26 protein-coding genes are annotated in these 22,645 nt (G+C 69.6%); 17 read left to right on the plus strand and 9 right to left on the minus strand.

Annotated features, from left to right (window positions below):
• Nucleotide 1: 1 nt before the first annotated feature.
• Both VFI59_13815 and VFI59_13820 read right to left on the minus strand, forming a co-directional pair.
• Nucleotides 2–385 (minus strand): dihydrofolate reductase family protein, encoded by a 384-nt coding sequence (locus VFI59_13815; GenBank protein HET6714772.1) that lies wholly within the window; start codon nucleotides 383–385, stop codon nucleotides 2–4.
• A 24-nt stretch (nucleotides 386–409) separates the two neighbouring features.
• Complete coding sequence (locus tag VFI59_13820) at nucleotides 410–886, minus strand: hypothetical protein (protein ID HET6714773.1); 477 nt, start codon at nucleotides 884–886, stop codon at nucleotides 410–412.
• Nucleotides 887–1,048: 162 nt separating this feature from the next.
• Between VFI59_13820 and VFI59_13825 the strand changes: the two genes are divergently transcribed.
• From VFI59_13825 to VFI59_13855, 7 genes are all read left to right on the plus strand, one after another.
• Nucleotides 1,049–2,161 carry an NAD(P)/FAD-dependent oxidoreductase gene (locus tag VFI59_13825; GenBank protein HET6714774.1) on the plus strand — a complete coding sequence of 371 codons (1,113 nt, stop codon included), beginning with the start codon at nucleotides 1,049–1,051 and terminating at the stop codon, nucleotides 2,159–2,161.
• Between the two features lie 4 nt (nucleotides 2,162–2,165).
• Nucleotides 2,166–2,519: a metalloregulator ArsR/SmtB family transcription factor gene (locus VFI59_13830; protein HET6714775.1), complete on the plus strand. Its 354-nt coding sequence runs from the start codon at nucleotides 2,166–2,168 to the stop codon at nucleotides 2,517–2,519.
• Between the two features lie 91 nt (nucleotides 2,520–2,610).
• Complete coding sequence (locus tag VFI59_13835) at nucleotides 2,611–5,949, plus strand: AAA family ATPase (protein ID HET6714776.1); 3,339 nt, start codon at nucleotides 2,611–2,613, stop codon at nucleotides 5,947–5,949.
• Nucleotides 5,950–6,029: 80 nt separating this feature from the next.
• Complete coding sequence (locus VFI59_13840; protein ID HET6714777.1) at nucleotides 6,030–7,424, plus strand: FAD-binding oxidoreductase; 1,395 nt, start codon at nucleotides 6,030–6,032, stop codon at nucleotides 7,422–7,424.
• A 162-nt stretch (nucleotides 7,425–7,586) separates the two neighbouring features.
• Nucleotides 7,587–8,273 (plus strand): alpha/beta hydrolase, encoded by a 687-nt coding sequence (locus VFI59_13845; GenBank protein HET6714778.1) that lies wholly within the window; start codon nucleotides 7,587–7,589, stop codon nucleotides 8,271–8,273.
• Complete coding sequence (locus VFI59_13850) at nucleotides 8,270–8,878, plus strand: GNAT family N-acetyltransferase (protein HET6714779.1); 609 nt, start codon at nucleotides 8,270–8,272, stop codon at nucleotides 8,876–8,878. The genes VFI59_13845 and VFI59_13850 overlap by 4 nt, the downstream gene beginning before the upstream one ends.
• A 91-nt stretch (nucleotides 8,879–8,969) precedes the next feature.
• Nucleotides 8,970–10,589: an alkaline phosphatase family protein gene (locus VFI59_13855; protein HET6714780.1), complete on the plus strand. Its 1,620-nt coding sequence runs from the start codon at nucleotides 8,970–8,972 to the stop codon at nucleotides 10,587–10,589.
• Nucleotides 10,590–10,615: 26 nt separating this feature from the next.
• Here the strand turns inward: VFI59_13855 and VFI59_13860 are convergent, their stop codons facing one another.
• The 3 genes from VFI59_13860 to VFI59_13870 all read right to left on the minus strand — a co-directional run bounded on the left by VFI59_13860 (nucleotide 10,616) and on the right by VFI59_13870 (nucleotide 12,951).
• Nucleotides 10,616–11,362: a GNAT family N-acetyltransferase gene (locus tag VFI59_13860; protein HET6714781.1), complete on the minus strand. Its 747-nt coding sequence runs from the start codon at nucleotides 11,360–11,362 to the stop codon at nucleotides 10,616–10,618.
• A gap of 57 nt (nucleotides 11,363–11,419) precedes the next feature.
• Nucleotides 11,420–11,743, minus strand: a complete 324-nt coding sequence (locus VFI59_13865; GenBank protein ID HET6714782.1) for a hypothetical protein — start codon at nucleotides 11,741–11,743, stop codon at nucleotides 11,420–11,422.
• Nucleotides 11,744–12,042: 299 nt separating this feature from the next.
• Nucleotides 12,043–12,951, minus strand: coding sequence for an arginase family protein (locus VFI59_13870; protein HET6714783.1), 909 nt, complete (start codon nucleotides 12,949–12,951; stop codon nucleotides 12,043–12,045).
• 115 nt (nucleotides 12,952–13,066) lie between these two features.
• Here VFI59_13870 and VFI59_13875 point away from each other — a divergent pair, with 115 nt between their 5' ends.
• The 4 genes from VFI59_13875 to VFI59_13890 all read left to right on the plus strand — a co-directional run bounded on the left by VFI59_13875 (nucleotide 13,067) and on the right by VFI59_13890 (nucleotide 15,790).
• Nucleotides 13,067–13,633: a CGNR zinc finger domain-containing protein gene (locus VFI59_13875; protein HET6714784.1), complete on the plus strand. Its 567-nt coding sequence runs from the start codon at nucleotides 13,067–13,069 to the stop codon at nucleotides 13,631–13,633.
• 84 nt (nucleotides 13,634–13,717) lie between these two features.
• Nucleotides 13,718–14,791, plus strand: coding sequence for an adenosine deaminase (locus VFI59_13880; protein HET6714785.1), 1,074 nt, complete (start codon nucleotides 13,718–13,720; stop codon nucleotides 14,789–14,791).
• Nucleotides 14,792–14,839: 48 nt separating this feature from the next.
• A complete protein-coding gene (locus VFI59_13885) occupies nucleotides 14,840–15,232 on the plus strand; it encodes a RidA family protein (GenBank protein HET6714786.1) in 393 nt (130 codons plus the stop codon).
• Nucleotides 15,233–15,328: 96 nt separating this feature from the next.
• Nucleotides 15,329–15,790: a hypothetical protein gene (locus tag VFI59_13890; GenBank protein ID HET6714787.1), complete on the plus strand. Its 462-nt coding sequence runs from the start codon at nucleotides 15,329–15,331 to the stop codon at nucleotides 15,788–15,790.
• A 3-nt stretch (nucleotides 15,791–15,793) separates the two neighbouring features.
• On the opposite strand, the gene VFI59_13895 is transcribed toward VFI59_13890, so the two are convergent.
• Together VFI59_13895 and VFI59_13900 are read right to left on the minus strand one after the other, a co-directional pair.
• The gene (locus VFI59_13895) at nucleotides 15,794–16,015 is read right to left on the minus strand and encodes a hypothetical protein (GenBank protein ID HET6714788.1); all 222 of its coding nucleotides are present in this window, start codon (nucleotides 16,013–16,015) and stop codon (nucleotides 15,794–15,796) included.
• A gap of 140 nt (nucleotides 16,016–16,155) precedes the next feature.
• On the minus strand, nucleotides 16,156–16,632 hold the full coding sequence (locus VFI59_13900) for a MarR family transcriptional regulator (protein ID HET6714789.1): 477 nt from the start codon (nucleotides 16,630–16,632) through the stop codon (nucleotides 16,156–16,158).
• Between the two features lie 83 nt (nucleotides 16,633–16,715).
• Between VFI59_13900 and VFI59_13905 the strand changes: the two genes are divergently transcribed.
• The 6 genes from VFI59_13905 to VFI59_13930 all read left to right on the plus strand — a co-directional run bounded on the left by VFI59_13905 (nucleotide 16,716) and on the right by VFI59_13930 (nucleotide 21,790).
• Nucleotides 16,716–17,681 carry an ATP-binding cassette domain-containing protein gene (locus VFI59_13905; GenBank protein HET6714790.1) on the plus strand — a complete coding sequence of 322 codons (966 nt, stop codon included), beginning with the start codon at nucleotides 16,716–16,718 and terminating at the stop codon, nucleotides 17,679–17,681.
• Nucleotides 17,678–18,499: an ABC transporter permease gene (locus VFI59_13910; protein HET6714791.1), complete on the plus strand. Its 822-nt coding sequence runs from the start codon at nucleotides 17,678–17,680 to the stop codon at nucleotides 18,497–18,499. The genes VFI59_13905 and VFI59_13910 overlap by 4 nt, the downstream gene beginning before the upstream one ends.
• A gap of 79 nt (nucleotides 18,500–18,578) precedes the next feature.
• Nucleotides 18,579–18,974, plus strand: coding sequence for an SHOCT domain-containing protein (locus VFI59_13915; GenBank protein HET6714792.1), 396 nt, complete (start codon nucleotides 18,579–18,581; stop codon nucleotides 18,972–18,974).
• 74 nt (nucleotides 18,975–19,048) lie between these two features.
• Entirely contained in the window at nucleotides 19,049–19,723 is a 675-nt protein-coding gene (locus VFI59_13920; protein ID HET6714793.1) for a response regulator transcription factor, read from the plus strand.
• A gap of 3 nt (nucleotides 19,724–19,726) precedes the next feature.
• Nucleotides 19,727–21,130, plus strand: a complete 1,404-nt coding sequence (locus VFI59_13925; GenBank protein ID HET6714794.1) for a HAMP domain-containing sensor histidine kinase — start codon at nucleotides 19,727–19,729, stop codon at nucleotides 21,128–21,130.
• 15 nt (nucleotides 21,131–21,145) lie between these two features.
• Entirely contained in the window at nucleotides 21,146–21,790 is a 645-nt protein-coding gene (locus tag VFI59_13930) for a YdeI/OmpD-associated family protein (GenBank protein HET6714795.1), read from the plus strand.
• Here the strand turns inward: VFI59_13930 and VFI59_13935 are convergent.
• The gene (locus VFI59_13935) at nucleotides 21,733–22,191 is read right to left on the minus strand and encodes an SRPBCC domain-containing protein (protein HET6714796.1); all 459 of its coding nucleotides are present in this window, start codon (nucleotides 22,189–22,191) and stop codon (nucleotides 21,733–21,735) included. The two genes, VFI59_13930 and VFI59_13935, sit on opposite strands and share 58 nt — an antisense overlap.
• Nucleotides 22,192–22,234: 43 nt before the next feature.
• Entirely contained in the window at nucleotides 22,235–22,576 is a 342-nt protein-coding gene (locus VFI59_13940) for a metalloregulator ArsR/SmtB family transcription factor (GenBank protein HET6714797.1), read from the minus strand.
• Nucleotides 22,577–22,645: the final 69 nt, after the last annotated feature.

The raw sequence follows: 22,645 nt of genomic DNA on the forward strand, positions 1-22,645 counted from the left end.
ATCAGCCGGTCGCAGGACGGTAGCGCAGCCACAGGACGCCTGACCGGAACGGGGTCGACGCGACGAGCTCGAGGCGCACCGGGCCCACGCCGTCGAAGATCCTCGGGCCCTCCGCCGAGATGAACGGGTTGATCCAGAACCAGAACTCGTCGACCGTACTCTGGCGGGTCAGCGTGTGCGCGAGCTCCCCGCATCCGGACACGATCAGGTTTCCGCGGTGCTCTGCCTTCAGGGCAGGGATGGCCTCGTCGAGGCCGCCCGAGATCAGGCTGGCACTCCACTCCAGCGGCTCGGTCAGCGTCCTCGACGCGACGTACTTCGGCATCGGGTTGATCCGCTCGGCGAGGCGAGCCATCGTCGGATCGTCGGCGAGCTGCGGCCACACGGCCGCAAGGCCCTCGTATGCCGGCTAGAGCGCGACCAGCGCCGCGAGGAAGAGCCCGAACGCCACCCACGTCGCCGCGAGCTGGATCCAGTTGATCGTGAAGTACTTCCTCCGTCCGGCTTCCCAGTCCGCGGGCAACGCGTCGGGGTCCCAGGCCAGGATCACGTCGTAGAGCGGTTCCTTCCACACGTTGGAGACAACGTACACCCCGACGATCACGAGCCCGAGGCCGATCGCGGTGAGCACGAACGAGGTGGAGCTCGCATCGCCCCAGAGCATGATGAGCGCGACGATCGGCGCGACGGCCATCCCGATCGCGCAGACGTAGTTGAACCAGGCCTTCCTGCCGACCGGAAGGAAGGCCCGCATGAAGCCCAGGAAGCCCGGGCCGTCCATCGCCGCGAGCATCTTGTGCATCACCAAGGTCAACACGCCCAGGAGGCCAGACCATAGCCCCGAGAACACGACCCCTGCTGCGAGCGCCCACTCCTCACCCGTCATGCACGACCACCCCCCTTTTGTTGCGCCACAGCCTATGCGGACGACCCGGAGCTGTGAAGGCGGGGGCCGAGATGTCCTGGTCCCGGGTGGCCCTCGACGCTCTGTCGTCTGCTCGAGGGCTTTACATTGACATCCCTCGGTTTAATCGATAGACGTAGATATATGCGAAGCTCGGCTCCTTCACGAGAGCCCGACGCTCCCGTGATCGTCGTGGGCGCCGGCCAGTCGGGACTCGCGGCCGCGCGGGCGTTGCGCACGCACGGGATGCAGACTCTGGTCCTCGAAGCCGACGAACGACCGGCGGGGTCCTGGCCCCGCTACTACGACAGCCTGCGCCTCTTCTCGCCCGCGGAGTTCAGCTCGATGCCGGGCATGCCGTTCCCGGGAGAGCCGGGCCGCTACCCCACGCGCGACGAGGTGGCCGACTACCTCGAGCGGTACGCGACGGAGATCGACGTCGAGATCCGGTTCGACACCCGCGTGGAAACCGTCCACCAGGACGGCCGAGGGTTCGTCGTGCTCGCGGCCGACGGACGATCGTTCCGCGCCTCGGGCATCGTGGCGGCCAGCGGATCGTTCTCGAACCCGTACCGACCGACGTTGACCGGCGAGGAGAGCTTCACGGGGGATCTCGTGCACGTCGCCGACTACCGTAGCCCCGCCCCGTACGTCGGCCGACGGGTCGTCGTCGTCGGTGCCGGTGACTCAGCGGCGCAGGTCGCGGCCGAACTCGCAACGCTGGCGACCGTCACGCTCGCCTCGCGACATCCGGTGCGGTTCATCCCCCAGCGCCTCCGAGGCGAAGACGTGCACTACTGGCTGCGCGAGACGGGGTTCGACGCGCTCCCCGCAGTCTGGCTCAACACGATCACCGATGGGGCCGTGATCACCGACAGCGTGGGGTTCGAGCAAGCCCTGGCCGAGGACCGCCTCGATCAGCGGCCGATGTTCGTCGCCCTCGATGGAGACCAGGTGAAGTGGAGCGACGGGCAGCGCGAGCGGGTCGAGGCGATCATCCTCGCCACCGGATACCGACCCAGCGTCGACTACCTGCGCGAACTCGGCGCCCTCGACGTTGACGGAGCGCCGATCCACGTCGGCGGCATCTCCACCACGCATCCCGGTTTGGTGTACGTCGGGCTCGAGCTCCAACGCTCCTATGCCTCCAACACGCTGCGGGGTGTCAGCGACGACGCCGACGCCGTGATCGCGCCCCTGGTCGCCTGGGTGCTTGATGCACCGGCTTTGGTCGGTCTGCCGAAGAGAGGAGGTTGAGCCGATGCCTGTCAGCCTGGAGCTCACCCCGAAGGTCAAGCGTCTCCCGGGCGAGCCGACGTCGGCACCGGTCGTTTACCCGGACGTGCATCGCGAGGAGGCGGCAGCCATCGCCGAGGTCGCCAAGGCATTGAGTGATCCGGTCCGTGTGCAGCTGATCGACGTGCTGCGGAAGCACGCAGGGAAGGTGTGCGTGTGCGAACTGGTCCCCCTGTTCGACCTCTCCCAGTCCACCGTCTCCCATCACCTCAAGGTGCTGCGGCAGGCCCGCTTGGTCGGCTCGGAGCGCCAGGGACTGTGGGCCTACTATTACGTAGTCCCTGAACGGCTGCAGGAGCTGTCCACCTGGCTCGCCTGATGGCTCCGCGCGAATCGTGGTCCGTCATGTATCGGGGCGACCGACGAACGCCCGACTCGACTTAAGGCAGGAAGGCGAGCACCATCGTTCGATGGCTGACGGGTCGCTACGCGTACCCGACGGGTCGGCTGTGACCGAACCGAAGGATCGACCCCGTCTCTTCGTCGGTCGGGAGCGAGAGCTCGCCGAGCTCCGAGCCGCGCTCGCGGAAGCCGATCGGGGGCGCGGTGGTGTGTTCTTGCTCGGGGGCGAGCCCGGCATCGGGAAGAGTCGCCTCATGGAGGTCGTCGCCCACCTGGCGCAGGAGTCGGGGTGGCTCGTCCTGACCGGGCGCTGCTGGGACGGGGGCGGCGCCCCCGCGTACTGGCCGTGGGTGCAGATCGTCCGGGCGGCGGGGGGCGAGTTGGACGAGCTGGTGGTCTCGTCACCTCCTGGCAGCGCCGACCCGCTGGCTCCCGACGTTGCCCGCTTCCAACTGTTCGATGCGGTGGCCCGATTCCTCGAGGAGCGTGCCCGGACAACCCCTCTTCTCGTGCTGCTCGACGACCTGCACGCCGCGGACGAGCCGTCGCTGCACCTGCTTAGGTTCATCGCGTCGTCGGCCGACGATCGCCGTGTCGTGGTCGTCGGCGCCTATCGAGAGGGCGAATTGGGCACCCTGCAACGGGCCGAGCTGTTCGGCGAGGTCGCCCGGCTCGGCTGGCGGATCCCCTTGCGGGGCCTGTCGAAGCCCGAGGTCGCCTCGTTCCTGACCCACGTCGCCGGCGAGGAGCCCAGTGACCAGGTGGTCGAGCGGGTCCGGGCGGTGACCGGGGGGAATCCGTTCTTCCTCGGCGAGATCGGTCGGGAGCTCGCGTCGCACGGCAATCTTCACGCCGTCGACGAAGGGGCGATGCGACGGCTGCCAGAAGAGGTCCGCGCCTTCATACGGCGTCATTTCGCCGCCCTGTCTCCCGAGGCCGTGTCGACCTTGCGCGTGGCGGCTGTGCTCGGACGAGATCTCGACCTGAAGATCCTGACCGAAGCCAGCTCGCTGAACCTCGAGCGGCTCGCCAGCGTGCTCGACGAGGCGGTGCGGGTCGGGGTGCTGTCCGAGGATGCCCGCGACGCCGGACAGTATTCCTTCGCGCACGACCTAGTCCGGGAGACGCTGTACGAAGACCTGTCGCCCGCGACCCGCATGGAGCTCCACCTGCACGCCGCCCGGGTCTTCGAGCGGGTGTACCGAGAGGATCTGGGACCACATCTGACCGCGATCGCACATCACTTCGCGCAGGCAGCCCCCCTGGGCGACGTCGCTCCAGCGGTCGACTACTCGCTCCGGGCCGCGGCCCGGGCGATCGACGTGCTCGCGTATGAGGATGCGGCGGCGCTCCTCGAGCGGACGCTGCCGCTCCTGCCTCCGGAGGCCGACTCGGCGCGTCGCCGGGCCGAGATCCTGATCCGTCTGGGTGATGCGAGGACGAGGGCCGGCGACACCGAGGGTGGAAGGGCGTGCTACGAGCAGGTCGCGGTGATCGCGCGCGACCTGGGCGATCCCACGATGTTGGCGGACGCGGCGCTCGCCCACGCCTCGAGGGCGTATCCTGCCCGCCTCGGGCTCGGCACGTTGATCGTGGCGTCGATCTTCGATCCCGGAACGAGGAGCGTCGCCTTGCTGGAAGAGGCGGTGCGGGCGCTGCCGGCCGAGGATTCCTCTCTCCGCGCCAGGACGTTGGCCCGCCTCGCGACCGAGCTCTACCAGTTCCATCAGACGGAGCGCTTGGATGCACTCTCGCATCAGGCGCTGGATATGGCCCTTCGAGTCGGTGATCCGAAGGCGCTCGTCGAGGCGTTGCACGGCCGACACTGGGCGACCCTGTCGCCCGACTCCATCGTGCAGCGGCTCGCCAATGCCCAGGAGATGTTGTTGGTGGCGACGGGCGCAGCGAACGAAGAAGCGGCGTTCCTCGCTCGTCACGCGAGGGTGCACTGCCACCTCGAGCTCTGCGACATGCCGGGACTCGACGGCGAACTCTCGGCGATGGAGCAGCTGTCGGCACGGATCCAGCAGCCGTTCTACCTCTGGCACGTCGCGGCCCTGCACGGGATGCGCGCCCTGCTCCAGGGCCGAACGGTCGACGCCGAGCGGATCGTCGGGGAGGCGCTCGAGATCGGTAGGGTCCGTGAGAGCGAGTACGTCACATACATGCACGAGGATGCGCAGATCCTCGCGATCCGCTGGACGCAGGGACGCATGGAGGAGGTCCGGGACCGTGTCAGCGACCACGGGGAGCGCTATCCGGACATCCCTCGATGGCGAAACGTGCTCCTCGCGGCCGAGCTCGGCGACGACCGCGCGGCTCGAGCCGAGGTGGAGCGGCACGCTCGACACGGCTTCGCGGACCTTCCCCGGGACGGGCTGTGGCTTCTGCACATGTGTGGGCTCGCCCAGGCCGCGGCGTTGATCGGTGACGAGCGCCGTGCCGCGCTCCTGTACGACTTACTCCTTCCGTTCGTCGACCGGAACGCGATCTCCATCTCCACCCTGGCCTTCGGGCCCGTAGCGATGCGCCTCGGATCGCTCGCTTCGTCGCTCGGTCGATGGGAGCGAGCGGAACAGCATTTCGACGAAGCGGCGGAGCGGTGCGAGGCGCTGGGCGCACGTGCGGTGATGGCGATGCTCCTCGTGGAGCGGGCGCGCATGTGGCTCGCCCGAGCCGGACCCGAGGACGCCGATCGGGCTCGCGCGGCGCTCGATGCGAGTCTCTCGATCTCCGAGGACCTCGATCTTGCCGGCATCGCGGAGCGCGCTCGGGCGGCCCTGCCTGGCCCGAGCGGGTCGGTCGACCAGGATGACGCTGCTGCGCCGGAACCGACGTCGCAATTCCTCCGGGAGGGGCAGTACTGGACCATCCGTCATCGAGACGAGATGGCCAGGCTGCCGGACCGCAAGGGCATGCGATACCTCGCCGAGCTGCTCCGCGCCCCGGGACGCGAGGTGCACGTCCTCGAACTGTTGCGTCTGGCAGAGCCAGGTGCACCGAGCCGAGCGGAGGCCGGCCTCGAGTCCAGCGATGCCTTTCCCGCCGACGCGATCCTCGACCCCAGAGCCAAGCGGGAGTACCGGCAACGGCTGCTCGACCTCGAGGAGGATCTCGCGGAGGCCGAGTCGATGCACGACGTGGAGCGCGTGGGCAGGTCCAAGCTGGAGATCGACGCGATCACGCACGAGCTGGTCAGCGCCGCCGGGCTGGGAGGGCGAGACCGACGCATGCCCACTCCCGCCGAACGGGCCCGGGTCAGCGTCACGAAGGCGATCCGAGGCGCGGTCAGGGCCATCGCGGCGGACTGCCCGGAGCTCGGCAGCCACCTCGAAGCCTCGGTCCGCACGGGACGGCTGTGCTCGTACTCGCCCCCGGCCGAGGTCGCGCCGGTCTGGAAGCAGTGAACGGCCCCACGGAACGATCGTTCCGTCGCGATTCACGCCTACCCGGTAGCGGCAGTGGCAACGGCGAGGGAGGATGAGCGATGGGCTCGGTTCGATCGGTGACGCGCGAAGCGGCTGAGGAGCTCCCCGGTCTCGCCGGGCGGCTCGTCGGCCCGGAGGACGCAGGGTACGACGACGCACGCACCGTCTACAACGGCATGATCGACAAGCGGCCGGCGGTGGTCGCACGATGCGCCAGCGCCCGCGACGTCGCCGACGTCATCGCCTTCGCTCGCACGCACGACCTCCTCCTGGCCGTGCGGGGGGGTGGTCACAACGGCGCGGGCCTGGGCACGTGCGACAACGGCGTCGTGATCGATCTCTCACCGCTCAAGGGGGTCGAGGTCGACCCGGGGAAGGGCACCGTCCGGGTGGCCGGTGGCTCGACGTGGGGTGAGGTCGACGCCGCGACCGGCGAGCACGGGCTCGCCACGCCGAGCGGCATCATCTCGACGACCGGAGTCGGAGGGCTGACGCTGGGCGGTGGCCTCGGCCATCTGACGCGCAAGTGCGGACTCACGATCGACAACCTGCTGGAGGCCGAGGTCGTGTTGGCGAACGGCAAGTCGGTGCGGGCCAGCGCCGACGAGCATCCCGACCTGTACTGGGCGATCCGGGGCGGCGGCGGCAACTTCGGCGTCGTGACCTCCTTCCTCTTCCGTCTCCACGAGGTGGGCACGGTGATCGGCGGCCCGACGTTCTGGCCCGTCGAGGACGGAGCGGAGGTGCTTTCGGTGTACCGGGAGTTCCTGCCCGACGCTCCCCGAGACCTGAACGGGTTCTTCGCCTTCCACACCGTTCCTCCGGGACCGCCGTTCCCCGAGGAGATCCACCTGCGCAAGGTGTGCGGCGTGGTCTGGTGCTTCGTCGGCTCTGAGGAGGCGGCCGCGACGGCGATGGCGCCCTTGCTCGAGTCGCTTCCCGAGCCGCTCATGCACGGCGTCGCCGCGATGCCGCACGCAGCGCTCCAGGGCGCCTTCGACGCCCTGTACCCGCCGGGCGACCAGTGGTACTGGCGGGCGGACTTCGTCGACGAGATCCCCGACGAGGCCGTGAAGATCCACGCTCGGTACGGCGCCGAGATGCCGACGATGAAGTCGACGATGCACATGTACCCGATCGATGGTGCCGCTCACGACGTCGGCGCGGCCGACACCCCGTGGGGGTACCGGGACGCGACCTGGGGTTCCGTGTTCGCGGGAGTCGATCCGGACCCGTCGAACGTGGGCCAGATCTCGGACTGGAGCATCGCCTACTTCGAGGCGCTGCACCCCTACTCGGCCGGGGGAGCGTACGTGAACATGATGATGGACGAGGGGGAGGATCGCGTCCGCGCGAGCTACGGCGACAACTACGATCGGCTCGTCCAGATCAAGGCCGAGTACGACCCGGACAACGTCTTCCGCGTCAATCAGAACATCCCACCCGCCGCGTGAGGGAATCCGCGGGCCGCCGCCCAGTCCGAGAAACCGGTCGAGGACGAACACGAGGATCTGCCGCGCGGTGTTGGTCTGACGTATCGACACGATGTCCGCGCGTCCTCGAAGCTTGTTGTCGATGGGATCGGATGCAAGGGGGCAATCGCGACCACGTTCGCCTTGATCCACGGTGCGGGCGACTCGGGGTGGTACTGGCATCTCGTGGAGGAGGAGCTCCGCGCGCTCGGTCACGACACAGTCGCGCCCGATCTGCCGGTCGACGGCTCGCCGACATTGGTGGAGTGCGCCGACGCGGTGGTGCAGGCCGTCGGGAACCCGTCGGGACCCGTCGCCGTCGTCGCGCAATCGTTCGGCTCGTTCATCGGCCCGCTCGTCGCCGAGCGCCTGCCCACGCAGGTGCTGGTCCTCGTCGCCGGAATGGTGCCCGCGCCGGGGGAGCCGCCCGACGCATGGTGGGACAACACCGGTTACGCCGACGCCGTGCGCGAGCGGGCCGCGGTCGACGGAGGGCTGACGGGCAACGAGGATCCCTTCATCAGCTTCTTCCACGACGTGCCCCGCCCGCTCGCCGAGGAGGCGATGCGGCGTGAGCGCCACGGCTCCATCGTCGGTCTCGACGCGCCCTGGCCCATGGACGCCTGGCCGGCGGTGACCACGAGGTTCGTGCTGTGCTCCGAGGACCGGTTCTTCCCGCCCGCGTTCAGCCGCCGAGTCGTCGCCGAGCGGCTCGGCATCGCGCCGGACGAGATCGAGAGCGGTCACTGCGTCGCCCTCAGCCGGCCCGCCCATCTCGCGCTGATGTTGCACGGCTACGTCACCGACCGCTCGGGGATGTCATCGGCGTGACCGGAGCCCCCGACCTGAGCCTCACGATCCTGCCCGCCAACGAGGCGAGCTGGCAGGACCTGCAGGCGATCTTCGGCACGCGCGGCGATCCGCGGAGATGCTTCTGCCAACGGTACAAGATGGCCCCGCGCGAGTCGTGGGCGTCGGTCGGTGCGGAGGAGCTCGCTGCCCGGCTCCTCGAGCAGACCGAGTGCGGGCACCCGAGGTCGTCGACGACGAGCGGCCTCGTCGCCGACCTCGACGGCGAGCCCGTCGGCTGGTGCGCGGTGGAGCCGCGCACCGCCTACCCGCGCATGCTGCGCAACATGCGCGTGCCCTGGGAGGGCCGCACGGAGGACAAGGACGACGAGAGCGTGTGGGCCCTGACCTGCTTCGTCGTGCGCGCTGGCTTCCGGAAGCGGGGCATCACCCACGAGCTCGCGCGCGCCGCCGTCGACTTCGCGCGGGACCGGGGTGCCCGCGCTCTCGAGGGCTACCCGATCACCACGAAGGACGTGATCCTGTCCGAGCTCCACGTCGGCACGGTCGGGGCGTTCGAGGCTGCGGGGTTCCCCCAGGTCAGCCGACCGACCCTCCGGCGGGCCGTGATGCGCATCGACTTCTGACTCCCTATCGACGCTTGTGACCGCCGCGAGCTGTAGGACACCCTTCGGTACACTCGCTGGCATCCCTGACCTGCGGAAACGGAGTTCCTAGATGTCACGAGTGATCCTGATCGCGTGGGACGGCGCCGACTGGCGCATCCTCGACCCCCTGCTCGAGCAGGGCGCCTTGCCCAACCTGCAGGCACTGATCGACCGAGGGCAGCGCGATGTGCTGCGCAGCACGGTCCCCACGCACAGCTGGTCAGCCTGGCCGAGCTTCCTCACCGGGGTCGACCCGGTGGACCACGGCGTCTACGACATCCTCGAGACGGTGCCGGGCACGCACAAGCAGTACCCGGTGACCTACAAGTCGATCAAGGCGCGCACGTTCCTCGACGACCTGACGGCCGCGAAGAAGAAGCAGCTGCTGCTCGACGTGCCGCTCACCTTCCCGCCGCCAGCGATCGAGGGCAGCCTCGCGGCCGGCGGGGTGCTGCCCAAGGGACGCCAGTTCACGATGCCGGGCGACCTGCCAGAACAGCTGCAGAAGGCCGGGCTCGAGTGGCCGATCAACGGCATGAGCTGGACGACCTATCACAACAAGCCCGATGCCTACCTCGACGAGGCCTTCGAGGTCACGGGCAAGCGCATCAAGGCGTCGGAGTGGCTGATGGACAACACGGACTGGGACCTGATGGCGAGCGTCTGGGTCTCGATCGACCGCACGCAGCACTGCCTCAGCAACTACGTGGCGCCCGACCACCCCGACTACGCGGCGAACAAGGACACGCGCATCGGCAAGAAGGTGGCCGACATCTTCCGTCAGACCGACGATGCGATCGGCTCGTTCGTGAGTCGCGCCCGCGGCGACGACATCATCCTGTTCATCAGCGACCACGGCTTCCAGTCGTGCACGCGCGCGGTCAACATGGATCGCCTGCTGCACGAGTTCGGCTACCTCGACTTTTCCGCGAGCAATGCCGTGTTCGGTCCGATGCAGTGGGGACCCGTGCGCAAGGTCGCGCGAAAGGTCTACGACACGCTGGGCCTGCACGGGAAGGTCGCCCTGCCGCAGTCGGTGAACTGGGCGAAGACCCGGGCGTACACGACGATCCGCTCGACCGGCGAGGGGGTCTCGATCAACCTGGCCGGTCGCGACGTCGACGGCATCGTCGACCCCGGCGACTACGACGAGGTGCGCGACGAGCTGATGGACCGGCTCGGCTCCTACGTCGACCCGAAGACCGGCAAGACCCCGGTGAAGTCGATCGCGAAGCGCGAGGACGTTTTCCCGAGCGGCAAGTTCGCCGAGCAGGCGCCCGACATCATGATGGTGCCGAACGAGGGCTACTCGCTTACGCACGCGAAGAGCGCGCTCGAGGACGCCGACTGGGTGAGCGGCGACCACCGCATGGAAGGCGTGATCGTTGCGGTCGGTCCGCAGGTCAAGCCGTTCGAGCGCACGCCCAGCTTGATCGACATGGCTCCGACGCTCGTGGCGGCGTTGGATGCCCCGACCGCGGTGAAGCCGACCGGACGCGTGTTGCACGAGATCGTGGGCGCGGCGGATATCACCGAGCGCGAGGTGGCCGAGAGCGACCTCGGGTCCACGGCGCAGGGCCCGGCGATCCCCGGCATGACGATCCCCGGCATGGGGGGCGAGAGCGCGGTCAACGAGACCGAGGCCGATGAGATGGAAGAGCACCTGCGAGGGCTCGGCTACATCGAGTAGGCGCGGGGCGGTCGCGACGGATCGACTCAGCCGCGCTCGGCGGTCCAGCACCAGAACGTCGCCACCGTCTCGTAGCCCATCCGCTCGTAGACCGGCCTGCCCATCGAGCTCGCCTGCAGGTTCGCCGGCAGATCGGGCCGGAACATCGTGGCGACCCACGAGAGCGCCTCCCCGTACCCGCGTCCACGGAACTCCTGCGCCGTCGCCACCGCGTAGACGCCGACGAATCCATGGCTGACCGACGCGGCGGCGATGCTGGCCGGGTTCCCCTCGGCGCGGCCGAGCCACACCCTGAACGTGTCGCTCTGCAGCGCCGGTGTGATCAGACCTTCTGTGGCGGCCGCGGGCGTGCCGAACACGCTCAGCAGCGACGACGCCTCGGCCGCCGAGGCGTCGTCGGAGACCTCCACGATCTCGAGCTCGGGGGGTGCTGGCCTCGGCTCGCCTCCCGGGGCGCGGGTCATCATCGGCACGCTCCACGGCTCGAACCCGAACCCGCCGAGGCCGGGCGTGGGCCACAGGCTCCAGACCTGGAACGGGCCGCCGGGGGAGCCGTCGAAGAAGGCACGCATGCGCTCGACGACATCGGGGACGGCCTCATCGGTCAATGGCGTGAGCACCGACGCGTGGTTTGGCGGCAACGAGACCGGCAGCCCCAAGTCGGCCAGCACGAGGTCGTCCCAGGCGCGCCACGGGCGGCCGACCCCGGCGGCCCATGCTCGATACGCCTCGGCGCAGTTCGCCGCCGCGCCCGCGAGCGGATCGTCGCTCATGTCCGCCGAGCCTACCCGGGACGGGAGGGAGCCGAGCCCCCCCGTCCTCGCTCGGGTTCACATCACCGGGAAGGTCTCGTAGACCTCGATCTCGCCGCCACCCTGCAGCACCGGACAGTCCTTGGCGAGCGTGGTCGCCGCGTCGAGCGAGTCTGCCCGCAGGATCGAGTAGCCCGTGACGATGCCGGACGTGGGCACGTCGTCGATCGATCCGTCGCTCGCGACACGTTTCGCCGTCTCGGTGAACGGGTTGCCGCCGTCCTTGACGGCATCGCCCAGCGTGCCGAACCAGGACGTCCAGGCGTCCATGGCCTTCGTGCGGCCCTCCTCGGTCTCGGGCATGTCGCCACCGCCCCGGTACAGCAGCACGAAGTCCGCCATCGTTCCCTCCTCGTCGTCGTGCGCGGCCTCCGTTGTCCGCGCTCCACCCCCACGACGAACGGGATCCGGCGATATCGACATCGCCGCCGGCAGTACGCCTTCATCGCGCGCGCCTCGGCCAGGTCGCCGAGGTCGAGCACGACGCGCCACCCGATCCACTCCGGCAGCCACGCACTGACCGGTACCTTCGCAGCCTCGTCCTTGCCGCAGATCGGCGAGGTATGGTCCCCGCCGGCCAGCATCGAAGGGTCGCCATGACCGCGGCCGTGACGGTGTTCAGCGCCTTCAGGAGGCGCGACTCACCCGCCAGCCAGCACCTCGACGAGCCCATCGATGAATCTCGGGAGGGCGCTGCCGTCGGGGTCGTGATCGGGGTTGAGCTCGCCGATCGTCAGCGACGCCGCACCGGCGTGTGACCAGATCGTGCGCAGCGCCGCGACGGTCGCCTCGAAGGTCAAGCCTTCGTTCCGGTTGGCGTTCTCGGAGAGCGGAAGGCTGACGAAGTCGATCACGTCGACGTCGAGGTGCACGGCGAAGCGATCGACCCGTGGCGCGAACGACTCCAACGCGCGCCGTGCGGCTGCCACTGGCTCGGCCTGGACCTCCTCGACCGGTGTGCGGTCGATGCCGAGCCGAGCGATGTGCTCACGCTCGCCGTCCATGCCCGGGCCGTGCGCGAAGAGCCAGAGCTCCTCGGGGCGAAGCAAAGGCATGCGCTCGAACGCTTTCGTGAGCCTCGGATCGGCTCCGGCCACACCGAGCGCGTGGGCCATGCCCATCGAGTCCATCGCGCCCCAGGTCACCCGGTCGGGCTCGTTGAGGTCGGCGTGCAAGTCGAAGTACAGGAGCCCGACGCGATCGCCGTATCGCGTTTGCAGACCGGCGACGGTGCCGAGCTCGATCGTGCAGTCCCCGCCGAGCACGAGCGGGGTTCCCGTCGTGTTCGCGACGCGGTCGGCCGTCTCGAGCGCGACGTCGCGGACCGCCTCGACGTGTTGGGCGAGCGGGTGGTCGGTGTCGGGGACCCATCGGCGCACGTCGCCGTCGCCGAGATCGCGCACGTCGATGCCGGCGCCGCCGAGGCGCTCGATCAGGCCCCCTGCGCGCAGCGCCGACGGTGCTCGCTCCTGGCCGGGTGCGAACGCGCCCATGCTGCTGGGCACGCCCACGACGTCGATCGTTCGCGCGTGTTCGTCCATCCGGGCCATCACCATCGCCCCTCCCTTCGTCGTTACCACTGAACCTTAGACAGTGGTAGCGTTACCTGTCAAATCGATACGGTGGTTGCTGCTCGGACTCGCGGTCGCGCATACTGAGCGCGAGATGACCGCAGACCTCAGCACCGCGAGTGCGGCCCCCGGCGATCTCGAGTTCGTGCGGCGGTTCGTGAATACCCTGGACATCGAGGGCGGCACGGACGAGTTCGCGACGCCCTCGGAGGCGGCCGCGTGGCTGGACGATCGGGGATCGACACTCCGCGTCGACCGAGCCGGGCTCGAGCAGCTCGTCGAGGTCCGTGAGGCGCTCCGTGATCTCGTGTGGGCTCGCGGGACCGAGGCCGAGGGTGATGCCGTTGCGGCCGTCGACGCGATCGCTCGGCGTCACCCTGTGGTGGTGCGGCTGTCGACGCCCGCGGTGCTCGCACCCTCATCGCGATCGGGTGTGGACGCCGTCATCGAGCGGATCCTCGGGCTCGTCGCGGCGGCGAGGATCGACGGATCGTGGGATCGCATGAAGACCTGCGCGAACGACGGGTGCCGCTGGCTCTACTTCGATCACTCACGGAACCGCTCCCGAACTTGGTGCACGATGGATCTCTGCGGCAGTCGCGCCAAGATGCGCGCCTATCGCAGCCGCGGCCGCGAGGCGGCGAGCACCGTGCGACCATAGGCGTGTCGCGCGAACGGCCGGAACGCACCGTCCGCGCCTCTGTCGTCAGGGCGTGAGGTCTTCTCGTGCTGGCATGATGGGCGTGTGACCACTCCCACGCTCCAGTCGATCCTCGCCGCGCCGAAGGTGCTGCTGCACGACCACCTCGACGGGGGCCTCCGACCGGCGACGATCGTCGAGCTCGCCGACCAGACGGGCTACGAGGATCTCCCGACGTCCCACGTCGACGAGCTCACCGCCTGGATGCGTCGAGGGGCCGATCGGCACGATCTCGTGCTGTACCTCGAGACGTTCCGACACACGGTGGGGGTGATGCAGACGCCCGAGGCGCTCGCCCGGACGGCCCGCGAGTGCGCGGAGGATCTCGCCGCCGACGGCGTCGTCTACGCCGAGGTGCGATTCGCCCCTGAGCAGCATCTCGAGCGTGGCTTGACGCTCGACGAGGTGGTCGAGGCCACGCTCGACGGTTTCGAGCAGGGGTCACGGGGCCGGCCGATCACGGTACGAACGCTGCTCATCGCGATGCGCACGGCCGCACACAGCCTCGAGATCGCGGAGCTGGCCGTGCGCTGGCGCGACCGAGGGGTGGTCGGCTTCGACATCGCGGGCGCGGAGGCAGGGTTCCCGCCAACGCGTCACCTCGACGCCTTCGAGCACGTGCGCCGGCAGAACTTCCACCTCACGATCCACGCCGGGGAGGCGTTCGGACTGCCGTCGATCTGGGAGGCGCTGCAACTCTGCGGCGCGGAGCGGCTTGGCCACGGCGTTCGCATCGTCGACGACATCGACACGAGCGGCGACGCGCCGAGGCTCGGGCATCTCGCCGCGCTCGTGCGGGACAAGCGCGTGCCGCTCGAGCTCTGCCCGACGAGCAACGTGCACACGGGCGCCGCGGTATCGATCGCCGAGCATCCGATCGCGCTGCTCGCCGACCTACGGTTCCGCGTCACCGTGAACACCGACAACCGGTTGATGTCGGGCATCTCGATGTCGACGGAGATGCTCGGGCTCGTCGATGCCCTCGGTTGGGGGTGGGATCAGCTCCGCTGGGTCACGATCAACGCGATGAAGTCCGCGTTCCTGCCGTTCGACGAGCGACTCGCGATCATCGACGGCGTGATCAAGCCGGGATACGCCGCCCTTCAGCCCTCCTGGTGAGCCCCGGCTCCCAGGCATCGGCATGACCCGCATCCGTAGAATCCCTCCGTGACCGTCGTGCGCAGGACCGTCGAGGGGTTGGCCGAACCGCCGGGCTACTCGCACCTCGCTGTTGCGACGGGGGCCACGCACGTCTTCACCGCCGGGGCCGTGCCGCTCGACGAGCACGGCGGGATCGTCGGCCCCGACGATCCCGAGATGCAGACCGAGCAGGTGATCGCGAACCTCTTGTGGCAGCTCGAAGCGGGCGGTGCAGGGCCGGACGACGTCGTGAAGACGACGGTCTACGTCGCGGGCGGCTCACACGAGACGCAAGGGCGCGTCTGGCAGGTCGTGCAGCGGTCTCCGATCGCGTCGGCCCCCTCGACCCTCCTCGGCGTGGCTCTGCTCGGCTACCACGGGCAGCTGGTCGAGATCGAGGCCGTCGCCGTCATCGGCTGATCCTCGACCTCCGCCTCCGGCGGGTTGAGCCGCGCCATCGGTGGGTATGGGCCTTTCGTCCAACGAGGAAAGTCCAACGAGGAAAGGGAGGGCCCGATGCAGGGACCCAAGAAGGTCGCAGACGCCGGCAAGGAAGCCGGGAAGAAGGTGCTCGCGACCGACACGGCGCAAGGCGTCGTCGAGGCCGTGGTCGACAAGCTCGAGGAGATCGCCGTCGACAAGGCCGACGACGTCGCCGCTACCGTGAAGGATCGCGCAGCGAAGGCTGGTGGCCGTTCGCCGAAGCGCACGACCGCCAAGAAGTCCTCCGCAAAGAACTCCTCCGCCAAGAAGTCCACGGGCCGGAAGAAGTCCACGGGCCGGAAGAAGTCCACGAGGGCCAAGAAGTCGACGACGGCTAAAAAGTCGACGACGGCGAGGAGATCGCCGGCCAAGAAGTCCACGGGTCGGAAGAAGTCCACGACGGCCAAGAAGTCGACGACGGCGAGGAGATCGCCGACCAAGAAGTCGACGGGCAGGAAGTCGACCCCGAAGAAGACCCCCGCGACGAAGCGCTGACGTCTACCGAGTGGTGCGGACCGTGCGGACGAGCGGCCGCACCACTCGGTACACGGCGTACGCCGTGAGCATCAACCCGATAAACGCTTCGACCTGTTCCCGTGAGAATCGCGTGCGTCGGGCGACCGGTCGCGCGATCGCGCGCCCCGCTGCTCCCCGCCACCCGGTGAGCGCCGCCTCCCCGAACGTTGCGAGCCGTTGTCCGTTGCCGTCATGTATCGTCATGCCTCTCGTCATACCCGCTCGCCGTCGTGCCGAACCTTGACGCGCATGTCGCGCATCGCACATCTTTCCGTTCGAGGGCGCCGCCCCGTTCGAGGGCGCCGCCGCGGACAGCGCCGGCGGCACGTTCATGCATCACGTGGTCATGGCCGGGGTGCGCGGAACTCGTTCCACAGGCTCCCCTCGGGTTCGGGCAGCTTCTCGAGCTCGTGCAGCAGCGAGCCGAGCGTGGCGGCGTCGAGCGCTGTGAGCGCCGCGGGAGGCTGGGACAGGTGCTCGAGCAGTTCCCGACGGAACGCCACACCCTTCGGCGTGAGGGCGACGGTCTTCACCCGACGATCCGACGGCAGCGTGCGCCGCTCGACGAACCCGTGCTCCTCGAGTCGATCGACCAGCCACGTCACCTGCGAGGCGTCGATCGAGAGCCCTTCCGCGATCGCGCCCATCGGCCGCGGTTCATCGTCGTCGAGGAAGCCGAGCGCCTTCAGGTGGCCGGGCGTCAGTCCCTGCTCCTGCAACAGACGGAAGTGCTCGCCGCGCTGGACATGGTCGATCGTGAAGCGCGCCATGCGCCGCCAGACTTCCTCGGCCAGCGCCTGCTTCGATCGGGCCGCGGTCATGGCGCGATGATACTTGAGATCTCACAACGTTGGTGCACCCTCAATATTTGACATAGCTCAATCATCGTGGGAGGGTCAGGCGCATGAGCCGGCCGGCGATCGTCGTGGAAGGCCTCGAGAAGCGCTTCGGCGATGTGCCCGCCCTCGACGGCGTGAACCTGCAGGTCGACGAGGGCACGATCTTCGGGCTTCTCGGGCCCAACGGCGCGGGCAAGACCACGGCCGTGCGCGTGCTCGCGACGATCCTGCGCCCGGACGCCGGACGCGCCGAGGTGCTCGGTCGCGACGTCGTCCACGAGCCGGCGGCCGTACGTCGACGCATCGGGCTCGCCGGTCAGTACGCGGCCGTGGACCCGAACCTCACCGGCCGCGAGAACCTGCGGATGGTGGGCATCCTCGGTCAGTTGCCGCGGGCCGCGATCGCACCGCGCGCCGACGCGCTGCTTCGGCGCTTCTCGCTCGCCGATGCGGCCGACCGCCCGCTCCGTACGTACTCGGGCGGCATGCGTCGACGTCTCGACATCGCCGCGTCGCTGGTGCCGGAGCCGCCCGTGCTGTTCCTCGACGAGCCCACGACGGGACTCGACCTGACGAGCCGCAACGAGCTCTGGGACATGATCCGCGAGCTCGTCGGCGAGGGCACCACCGTGCTGCTCACGACGCAGTACCTGGAGGAGGCCGACCAACTCGCCGGTCGGGTCGCCGTGATCGACGGCGGCCACGTGATCGCGAACGACTCGCCCGCCCGGCTCAAGGCGAACCTCGGCGACACCGTGGTCGAGATGGACTTCGCCGACGATGCGCTCGCCGAGCGCGCGCGCATGTTGCTCGGTGGCGATGGGCTCGGCACGGTCGAGCGTGAACACCGCACGGTGAAGGTCTCGTCGAACCGTGGCGCGCACGTGCTGGTCGATGTCCTGCGACGGTTCGATGGCGACGGCATCGAGCCCGACACGCTCTCGGTGCGTGAGCCGAGCCTCGACGATGTGTTCCTTGCGCTCACGGGTCATCGCGCAGTGACGGAGGGATCGGAGGGAGGAGACGCGTGAGCGTTCCCGCCGTCGAGACCCGGATGGATGTCGCCCTCGACCGCCATATCCCGATGGGGGTGGTCCGCGACACGGCCGCGATCATCCAGCGGAACCTGATCGCCTATCGGCGGGTCCCGCAACTGCTCGTGTTCTCGACGATCCAGCCCGTGGTGTTCGTGGTGATGTTCCGGTACGTGTTCGGCGGCGCGCTCTCGGCCGCGCTGCCGCCCGGCGTCCCGTACGTCGACTACCTGATGCCCGGCATCTTCGTGCAGACCGTGGTCTTCGGTGCGATCGCCACGGCGATCGGGCTTGCGACCGACATGAAGAGCGGCCTGATGGAACGGTTCCACGCGCTCCCGATGGCCCGATCCGCGGTGCTCAGCGGTCGAACGCTCGCCGACACCGTGCGCAACGTGTTCGTCGTCGCGCTGATGATGGCCGTCGGGTTCCTCGTGGGTTGGCGCGTCCACACCGACGTCTGGGGTCTCCTCGCCGGCGCGGGGCTCGTGGTCCTGTTCGGGTTCTCGATGTCCTGGCTGTTCGCGACGGTGGGTCTCGCGGTCGGCGACCCGGAGACGGCCCAAGCGGCCTCGTTCCCCGTGCTCGCGCCGCTCGTGTTCGCCTCGTCGGCGTTCGTGCCGGTCGAGACGATGCCTGAATGGCTCCAGACCTTCGCCGAGCATCAGCCGGTATCCGTCACGGCCTCGGCCGTGCGGGCCCTCACGCTCGGAGGCCCCGCGGCGGGTGATGTGATCGCCTCGATCGTCTGGAGCGTGGGGTTGATCGCGATCTTCGGCACGATCTCCGTGCGCCTCTACCGTCGGGCGGTCTGAGGCAGGGCCTCGTCCGTTCCCAGCCCGTTCCCAGGCGTGCGTGCTCTCCTGGACGCGGGACGCCTCAGAAGGAGCGTCCATGAGAGAGGAGGTGATCGCGATGCCGACGCACGACATCGGTCCCGGATTCCGCGACGGTATCGAGCGAGGCTTCGACGGCGGGTTCCACTGGTTCGGCATCGTGCCCCTGCTGCTCTTCGCGGCGCTGATCGGCGTGATCGTGTGGGCGGTGATTCGGCTCACGCGAGAGGGCGGCGCCAGCGCCCTCGTCGGCGCCGGGGCCACCGGCGGCGCGATGGCCGCGCCGATGCCCGTCGCCCGGCCCGACGGTGCCATCGAGGAACTGCGGCTCCGCTACGCTCGCGGCGAGATGACGCGGGAGGACTACACGCAGCGGTTCGCGGACCTCGGAGGCGACCCGGCCGCTCGCGAACCGGCGACCGCTCCGCCCGAGACCCCGCCGGACGCCGCGTGAGCGACGCGGGCACGCGCGGCGACGCGGGCACGCGCGGCGGCGCGGCGGAGCCCTCGACCGATGGCCTCGCCCGCGTGCTCGTGGTCGACGACGAGTCGAACATCACCGATCTGGTCTCGACAGCGCTCCGGTACGAGGGGTTCGACGTCGCCACCGCGCGTGACGGGCGTGAGGCGCTCTCGACCGTCGAGGCGTTCCGGCCGGACCTGATCGTGCTCGACGTGATGCTTCCCGACGCCGACGGCTTCGAGGTGCAGCGCAAGCTGCTCGAGCGTGGCCGACCGACCCCCGTGGTGTTCCTCACGGCGCGCGACGCCACCGAGGACAAGGTGCGCGGCCTCACGATCGGGGGCGACGACTACGTGACGAAACCCTTCAGCCTCGAGGAGCTCGTCGCCCGTATCCGCTCCGTGCTGCGGCGGACCCAAGGAGAGACGCCCGCAGGGGATCGGCTGCGCTTCGCCGATCTCGAGATGGACGAGGGCTCCCACGAGGTGTGGCGTGGCGAGCTGCCGATCGAGCTCACGGTCACCGAGTTCAGCCTGTTGCGTTACCTGCTCGTGAACGCCCGGCGGGTGCTCTCGAAGGCCCAGATCCTCGACCACGTGTGGCAGTACGACTTCGGCGGCGACCCCGCGATCGTGGAGACCTACATCAGCTACCTGCGTAAGAAGGTCGACGTCGTCGAGCCCCACCTGATCCACACGGTGCGCGGGGTGGGCTATGTGTTGCGCCTGCCCCGGGAGTAGCGCGTGTCGCTGCGCGCTCGCCTGCTGCTCGTGACCGTCGGCCTGGTGGCAGCTGGGCTCGTGGTGGCGAACGTGGCCACGTTCCATTTCACGAGGACTTTCCTGGTGCAACGCGTGGACGATCAGCTCGCGGCCGCCCGGCCGTTCGCGGCCCAAGCCTTGATCGACCGCGGACCGTTCGGCGCGCCGCCGCCGGGGGTCGCCGTGCCACCCGGCACCTACGCGGAGTTCCGCGACGAGCGCGGCACCGTGATCGCCGCGACGACGTTCGGGTTCGAGGAGGAGGCGCCCCCGCCGCTGGCAGCCGAGCTGCCACCACCGACCGCGGGCGAGGACGGCGACGAGCGCACGGTGGCGTTCACGGTGCGAGAGGGTCGCTCGGCGTGGCGCGCGCTCGCGACCACCCTGCAGGGTGCGGGCACGCTCGTCGTCGCCGTTCCGCTCACGGAGACCACCGCGACGCTCCGCCAGCTCCTCGGGGTCGAGCTCGTGGCCAGCGTGCTCGTGCTCGCCGCGGCCGCCGGCTTCGCGTTCTGGCTCGTGCGTATCGGGCTGAAGCCTCTCGCCGACATGGGGGAGACGGCCGATGCGATCGCCGCCGGCGACCTCTCACGGCGCGTCGGCACGGCGGACCCCCGGACCGAGGTCGGTCGCCTCGGCATGACCCTCAACGGCATGCTGGCGCAGATCGAGGCCGCGTTCGGGCAGCGGAAAGAGAGCGAGGATCGCCTGCGCCGGTTCGTCGCCGATGCGTCGCACGAGCTGCGGACGCCGCTCACGTCGATCCGCGGCTACGCGGAGCTGTTCCGCCGGGGTGCCGATCAACGTCCCGAGGACCTCGCGAGGTCGATGGCGGCGATCGAGGCCGAGGCCGCCCGTATGGGTGTGCTCGTCGACGACCTGTTGCTCCTCGCGAGGCTCGATCAGGGTCGTCCGCTCGAACTCGAGCCGGTCGATTTCGGGGGGGTGGCGACCGAGGCCGTCGACGCCGCCCGGGCCGTCGATCCCGATCGCGAGGTCTCGCTCGAGATCGACGGCGACGTCGAGATCGTGGGCGACGCCGGGAAGCTGCGGCAGGTCGTCGACAACCTGCTCGACAACGTCCGCGAGCACACCCCGACGGGCACACCCGCGGGTGTGCGGGTGGCGCGCGAGGGCGACGACGTGACCCTCACGGTGGCCGACGAGGGCCCGGGGCTCACCCCGGAAGGTCACGTGCGCGTGTTCGAGCGCTTCTACCGAGACGACGGCGCCAGGTCGCGGGAGACCGGTGGCGCCGGCCTCGGCCTGGCGATCGTGGCCGCGATCGCCGAGGCGCACGGTGGCGACGTCCGCGTGGACGACGTGGATGCCGGGGCAGCGTTCACCGTGCGGCTGCCGGTGCGTGGGTCCCCACCGCCCCCTTGATGCCACACTGAGGCGATGGCCGAGCCGGAACTCGTGGAGGTACCCGATCGCGCCGCCTGGCGCCGGTGGCTGTCGCGTCGCCACCGCGGCGACGCCGGCATCTGGCTCGTGATCCACAAGAAGGGCTCGAGTGCCGGATCGCTCGTGTATGAGGACGCCGTGCTCGAGGCCCTTTGCTTCGGCTGGATCGACTCGAAGGCGAACGCACTCGACCCCGAGCGGTACAAGCTCTGGATGGCCCCTCGCAAGCCCAGGAGCACGTGGTCGGCCGTGAACAAGCGGCGCATCGAGTCCCTGCTCGCCGATGGGCTCATGACGAAGGCGGGCCTCGCGTCGATCGAGGCCGCCGAGGCCGACGGCTCGTGGAACGCCCTCGATCGCAGCGATGCGCTCGAGGTGCCCGACGACCTCGTCGCGGAGTTCCGACGCCACCGTGGTTCACGCGCCAACTGGGACGGGTTCCCCCCGGGCGTCCGCAAGCAGATCCTGGCGTGGATCTACTCCGCCAAGCGCGAGGAGACCCGAAGGAAGCGCGTGGCGGAGACGGCGAGCCTCGCCGCGCGGAACGAGCGCGCGAACCGGTGGAGCCTCACGACGACCGATCAGCCCGCCGCGCCGCCGAAGCGGTCGTCGAAGACGTGGGTCCAGCCGGGCTCGTAGTTCGCCCGATACGCCGCGCCGGCTTCCTCGCCGAGCCGCTCCCAGTGACGGTGGTGCAGGTCGACGCGGGTCGTGCCCTCGGTCGTCGGCGTGAACGTGACCTCCACCTCCGTGTACGGACGATCGGCGGGGCTGGGGTTCCAGTCGATCACCACCCTCGAGGGTGGGTCCCAGGTCGTCACGATGCCCCAGTCGGCCTCGACGCCGTTCGTGAGCACCTCGTAGATGCGTCCGCCCTCGCGTTCCTCGAACACGAGGCGCTCGGTCTTCGTGCCGTCGAACTCATCGGACCGGCCGTGGGTGTCGAGGGGCCACCAGGTGCCCATCCCGGCCGTGAAGAGGTGGAACGCGTCGGCCGGCGCCCTCGACACCGTGATGCTGCGATGGATCGGATCGATCATCGGGTCGCTCCTTTCGTGGTGGCGGCCCTGGCGGTGGCCGCTGTCACGGCCCGGGTCGCGAGACCCGTTCCTCGTGGTCGAGGGTCGCGGCGTAGGCGCCGAGCGCGTCGTCCCACATCGTCTCCAACTCCGCGCGGAGGGCCTCGAGCCCCGTCGGGCGCACGGAGTAGAGGCGTCGCACGCCATCGGGTCGGTCGATCACCAGGGCCGCCTCCTTCAGCACCCGCAGGTGTTGGGAGACCGCGGGCCGGCTCACCGGGAGCTGCGTGGCGATCTCGCCGACCGATCGCTCGCCGGCCCGGAGCATTCGGAAGACCTGCCGACGCGTGGGGTCGCCGAGCGCGTCGAAGGCCACGTCTGCGGCCCCTGACGGTCTGGTCCACATATCGGTAAGCTAACACTTACCGATATGGGTGTGCAAGAGGGTGGACGTCCACGTGGGTCGACCGATCGA

The sequence above is a fragment of the Actinomycetota bacterium genome (assembly GCA_035697485.1).
Taxonomy (GTDB): Bacteria; Actinomycetota; UBA4738; order UBA4738; family HRBIN12; genus JAOUEA01.

Bases quoted from the DNA above. Each gene is read 5' to 3' on its own strand.
- VFI59_13825 (HET6714774.1), top strand. From the start codon at position 1,049: ATGCGAAGCTCGGCTCCTTCACGAGAGCCCGACGCTCCCGTGATCGTC.
- VFI59_13830 (HET6714775.1), top strand. From the start codon at position 2,166: ATGCCTGTCAGCCTGGAGCTCACCCCGAAGGTCAAGCGTCTCCCGGGC.
- VFI59_13915 (HET6714792.1), top strand. From the start codon at position 18,579: ATGAGAGAGGAGGTGATCGCGATGCCGACGCACGACATCGGTCCCGGA.
- VFI59_13820 (HET6714773.1), bottom strand. From the start codon at position 886: ATGACGGGTGAGGAGTGGGCGCTCGCAGCAGGGGTCGTGTTCTCGGGG.
- VFI59_13905 (HET6714790.1), top strand. From the start codon at position 16,716: ATGAGCCGGCCGGCGATCGTCGTGGAAGGCCTCGAGAAGCGCTTCGGC.
- VFI59_13870 (HET6714783.1), bottom strand. From the start codon at position 12,951: ATGGCCCGGATGGACGAACACGCGCGAACGATCGACGTCGTGGGCGTG.
- VFI59_13895 (HET6714788.1), bottom strand. From the start codon at position 16,015: ATGACGATACATGACGGCAACGGACAACGGCTCGCAACGTTCGGGGAG.
- VFI59_13930 (HET6714795.1), top strand. From the start codon at position 21,146: ATGGCCGAGCCGGAACTCGTGGAGGTACCCGATCGCGCCGCCTGGCGC.
- VFI59_13860 (HET6714781.1), bottom strand. From the start codon at position 11,362: ATGAGCGACGATCCGCTCGCGGGCGCGGCGGCGAACTGCGCCGAGGCG.
- VFI59_13875 (HET6714784.1), top strand. From the start codon at position 13,067: ATGACCGCAGACCTCAGCACCGCGAGTGCGGCCCCCGGCGATCTCGAG.
- VFI59_13940 (HET6714797.1), bottom strand. From the start codon at position 22,576: ATGTGGACCAGACCGTCAGGGGCCGCAGACGTGGCCTTCGACGCGCTC.
- VFI59_13900 (HET6714789.1), bottom strand. From the start codon at position 16,632: ATGACCGCGGCCCGATCGAAGCAGGCGCTGGCCGAGGAAGTCTGGCGG.
- VFI59_13855 (HET6714780.1), top strand. From the start codon at position 8,970: ATGTCACGAGTGATCCTGATCGCGTGGGACGGCGCCGACTGGCGCATC.
- VFI59_13840 (HET6714777.1), top strand. From the start codon at position 6,030: ATGGGCTCGGTTCGATCGGTGACGCGCGAAGCGGCTGAGGAGCTCCCC.
- VFI59_13835 (HET6714776.1), top strand. From the start codon at position 2,611: ATGGCTGACGGGTCGCTACGCGTACCCGACGGGTCGGCTGTGACCGAA.
- VFI59_13865 (HET6714782.1), bottom strand. From the start codon at position 11,743: ATGGCGGACTTCGTGCTGCTGTACCGGGGCGGTGGCGACATGCCCGAG.
- VFI59_13935 (HET6714796.1), bottom strand. From the start codon at position 22,191: ATGATCGATCCGATCCATCGCAGCATCACGGTGTCGAGGGCGCCGGCC.
- VFI59_13890 (HET6714787.1), top strand. From the start codon at position 15,329: ATGCAGGGACCCAAGAAGGTCGCAGACGCCGGCAAGGAAGCCGGGAAG.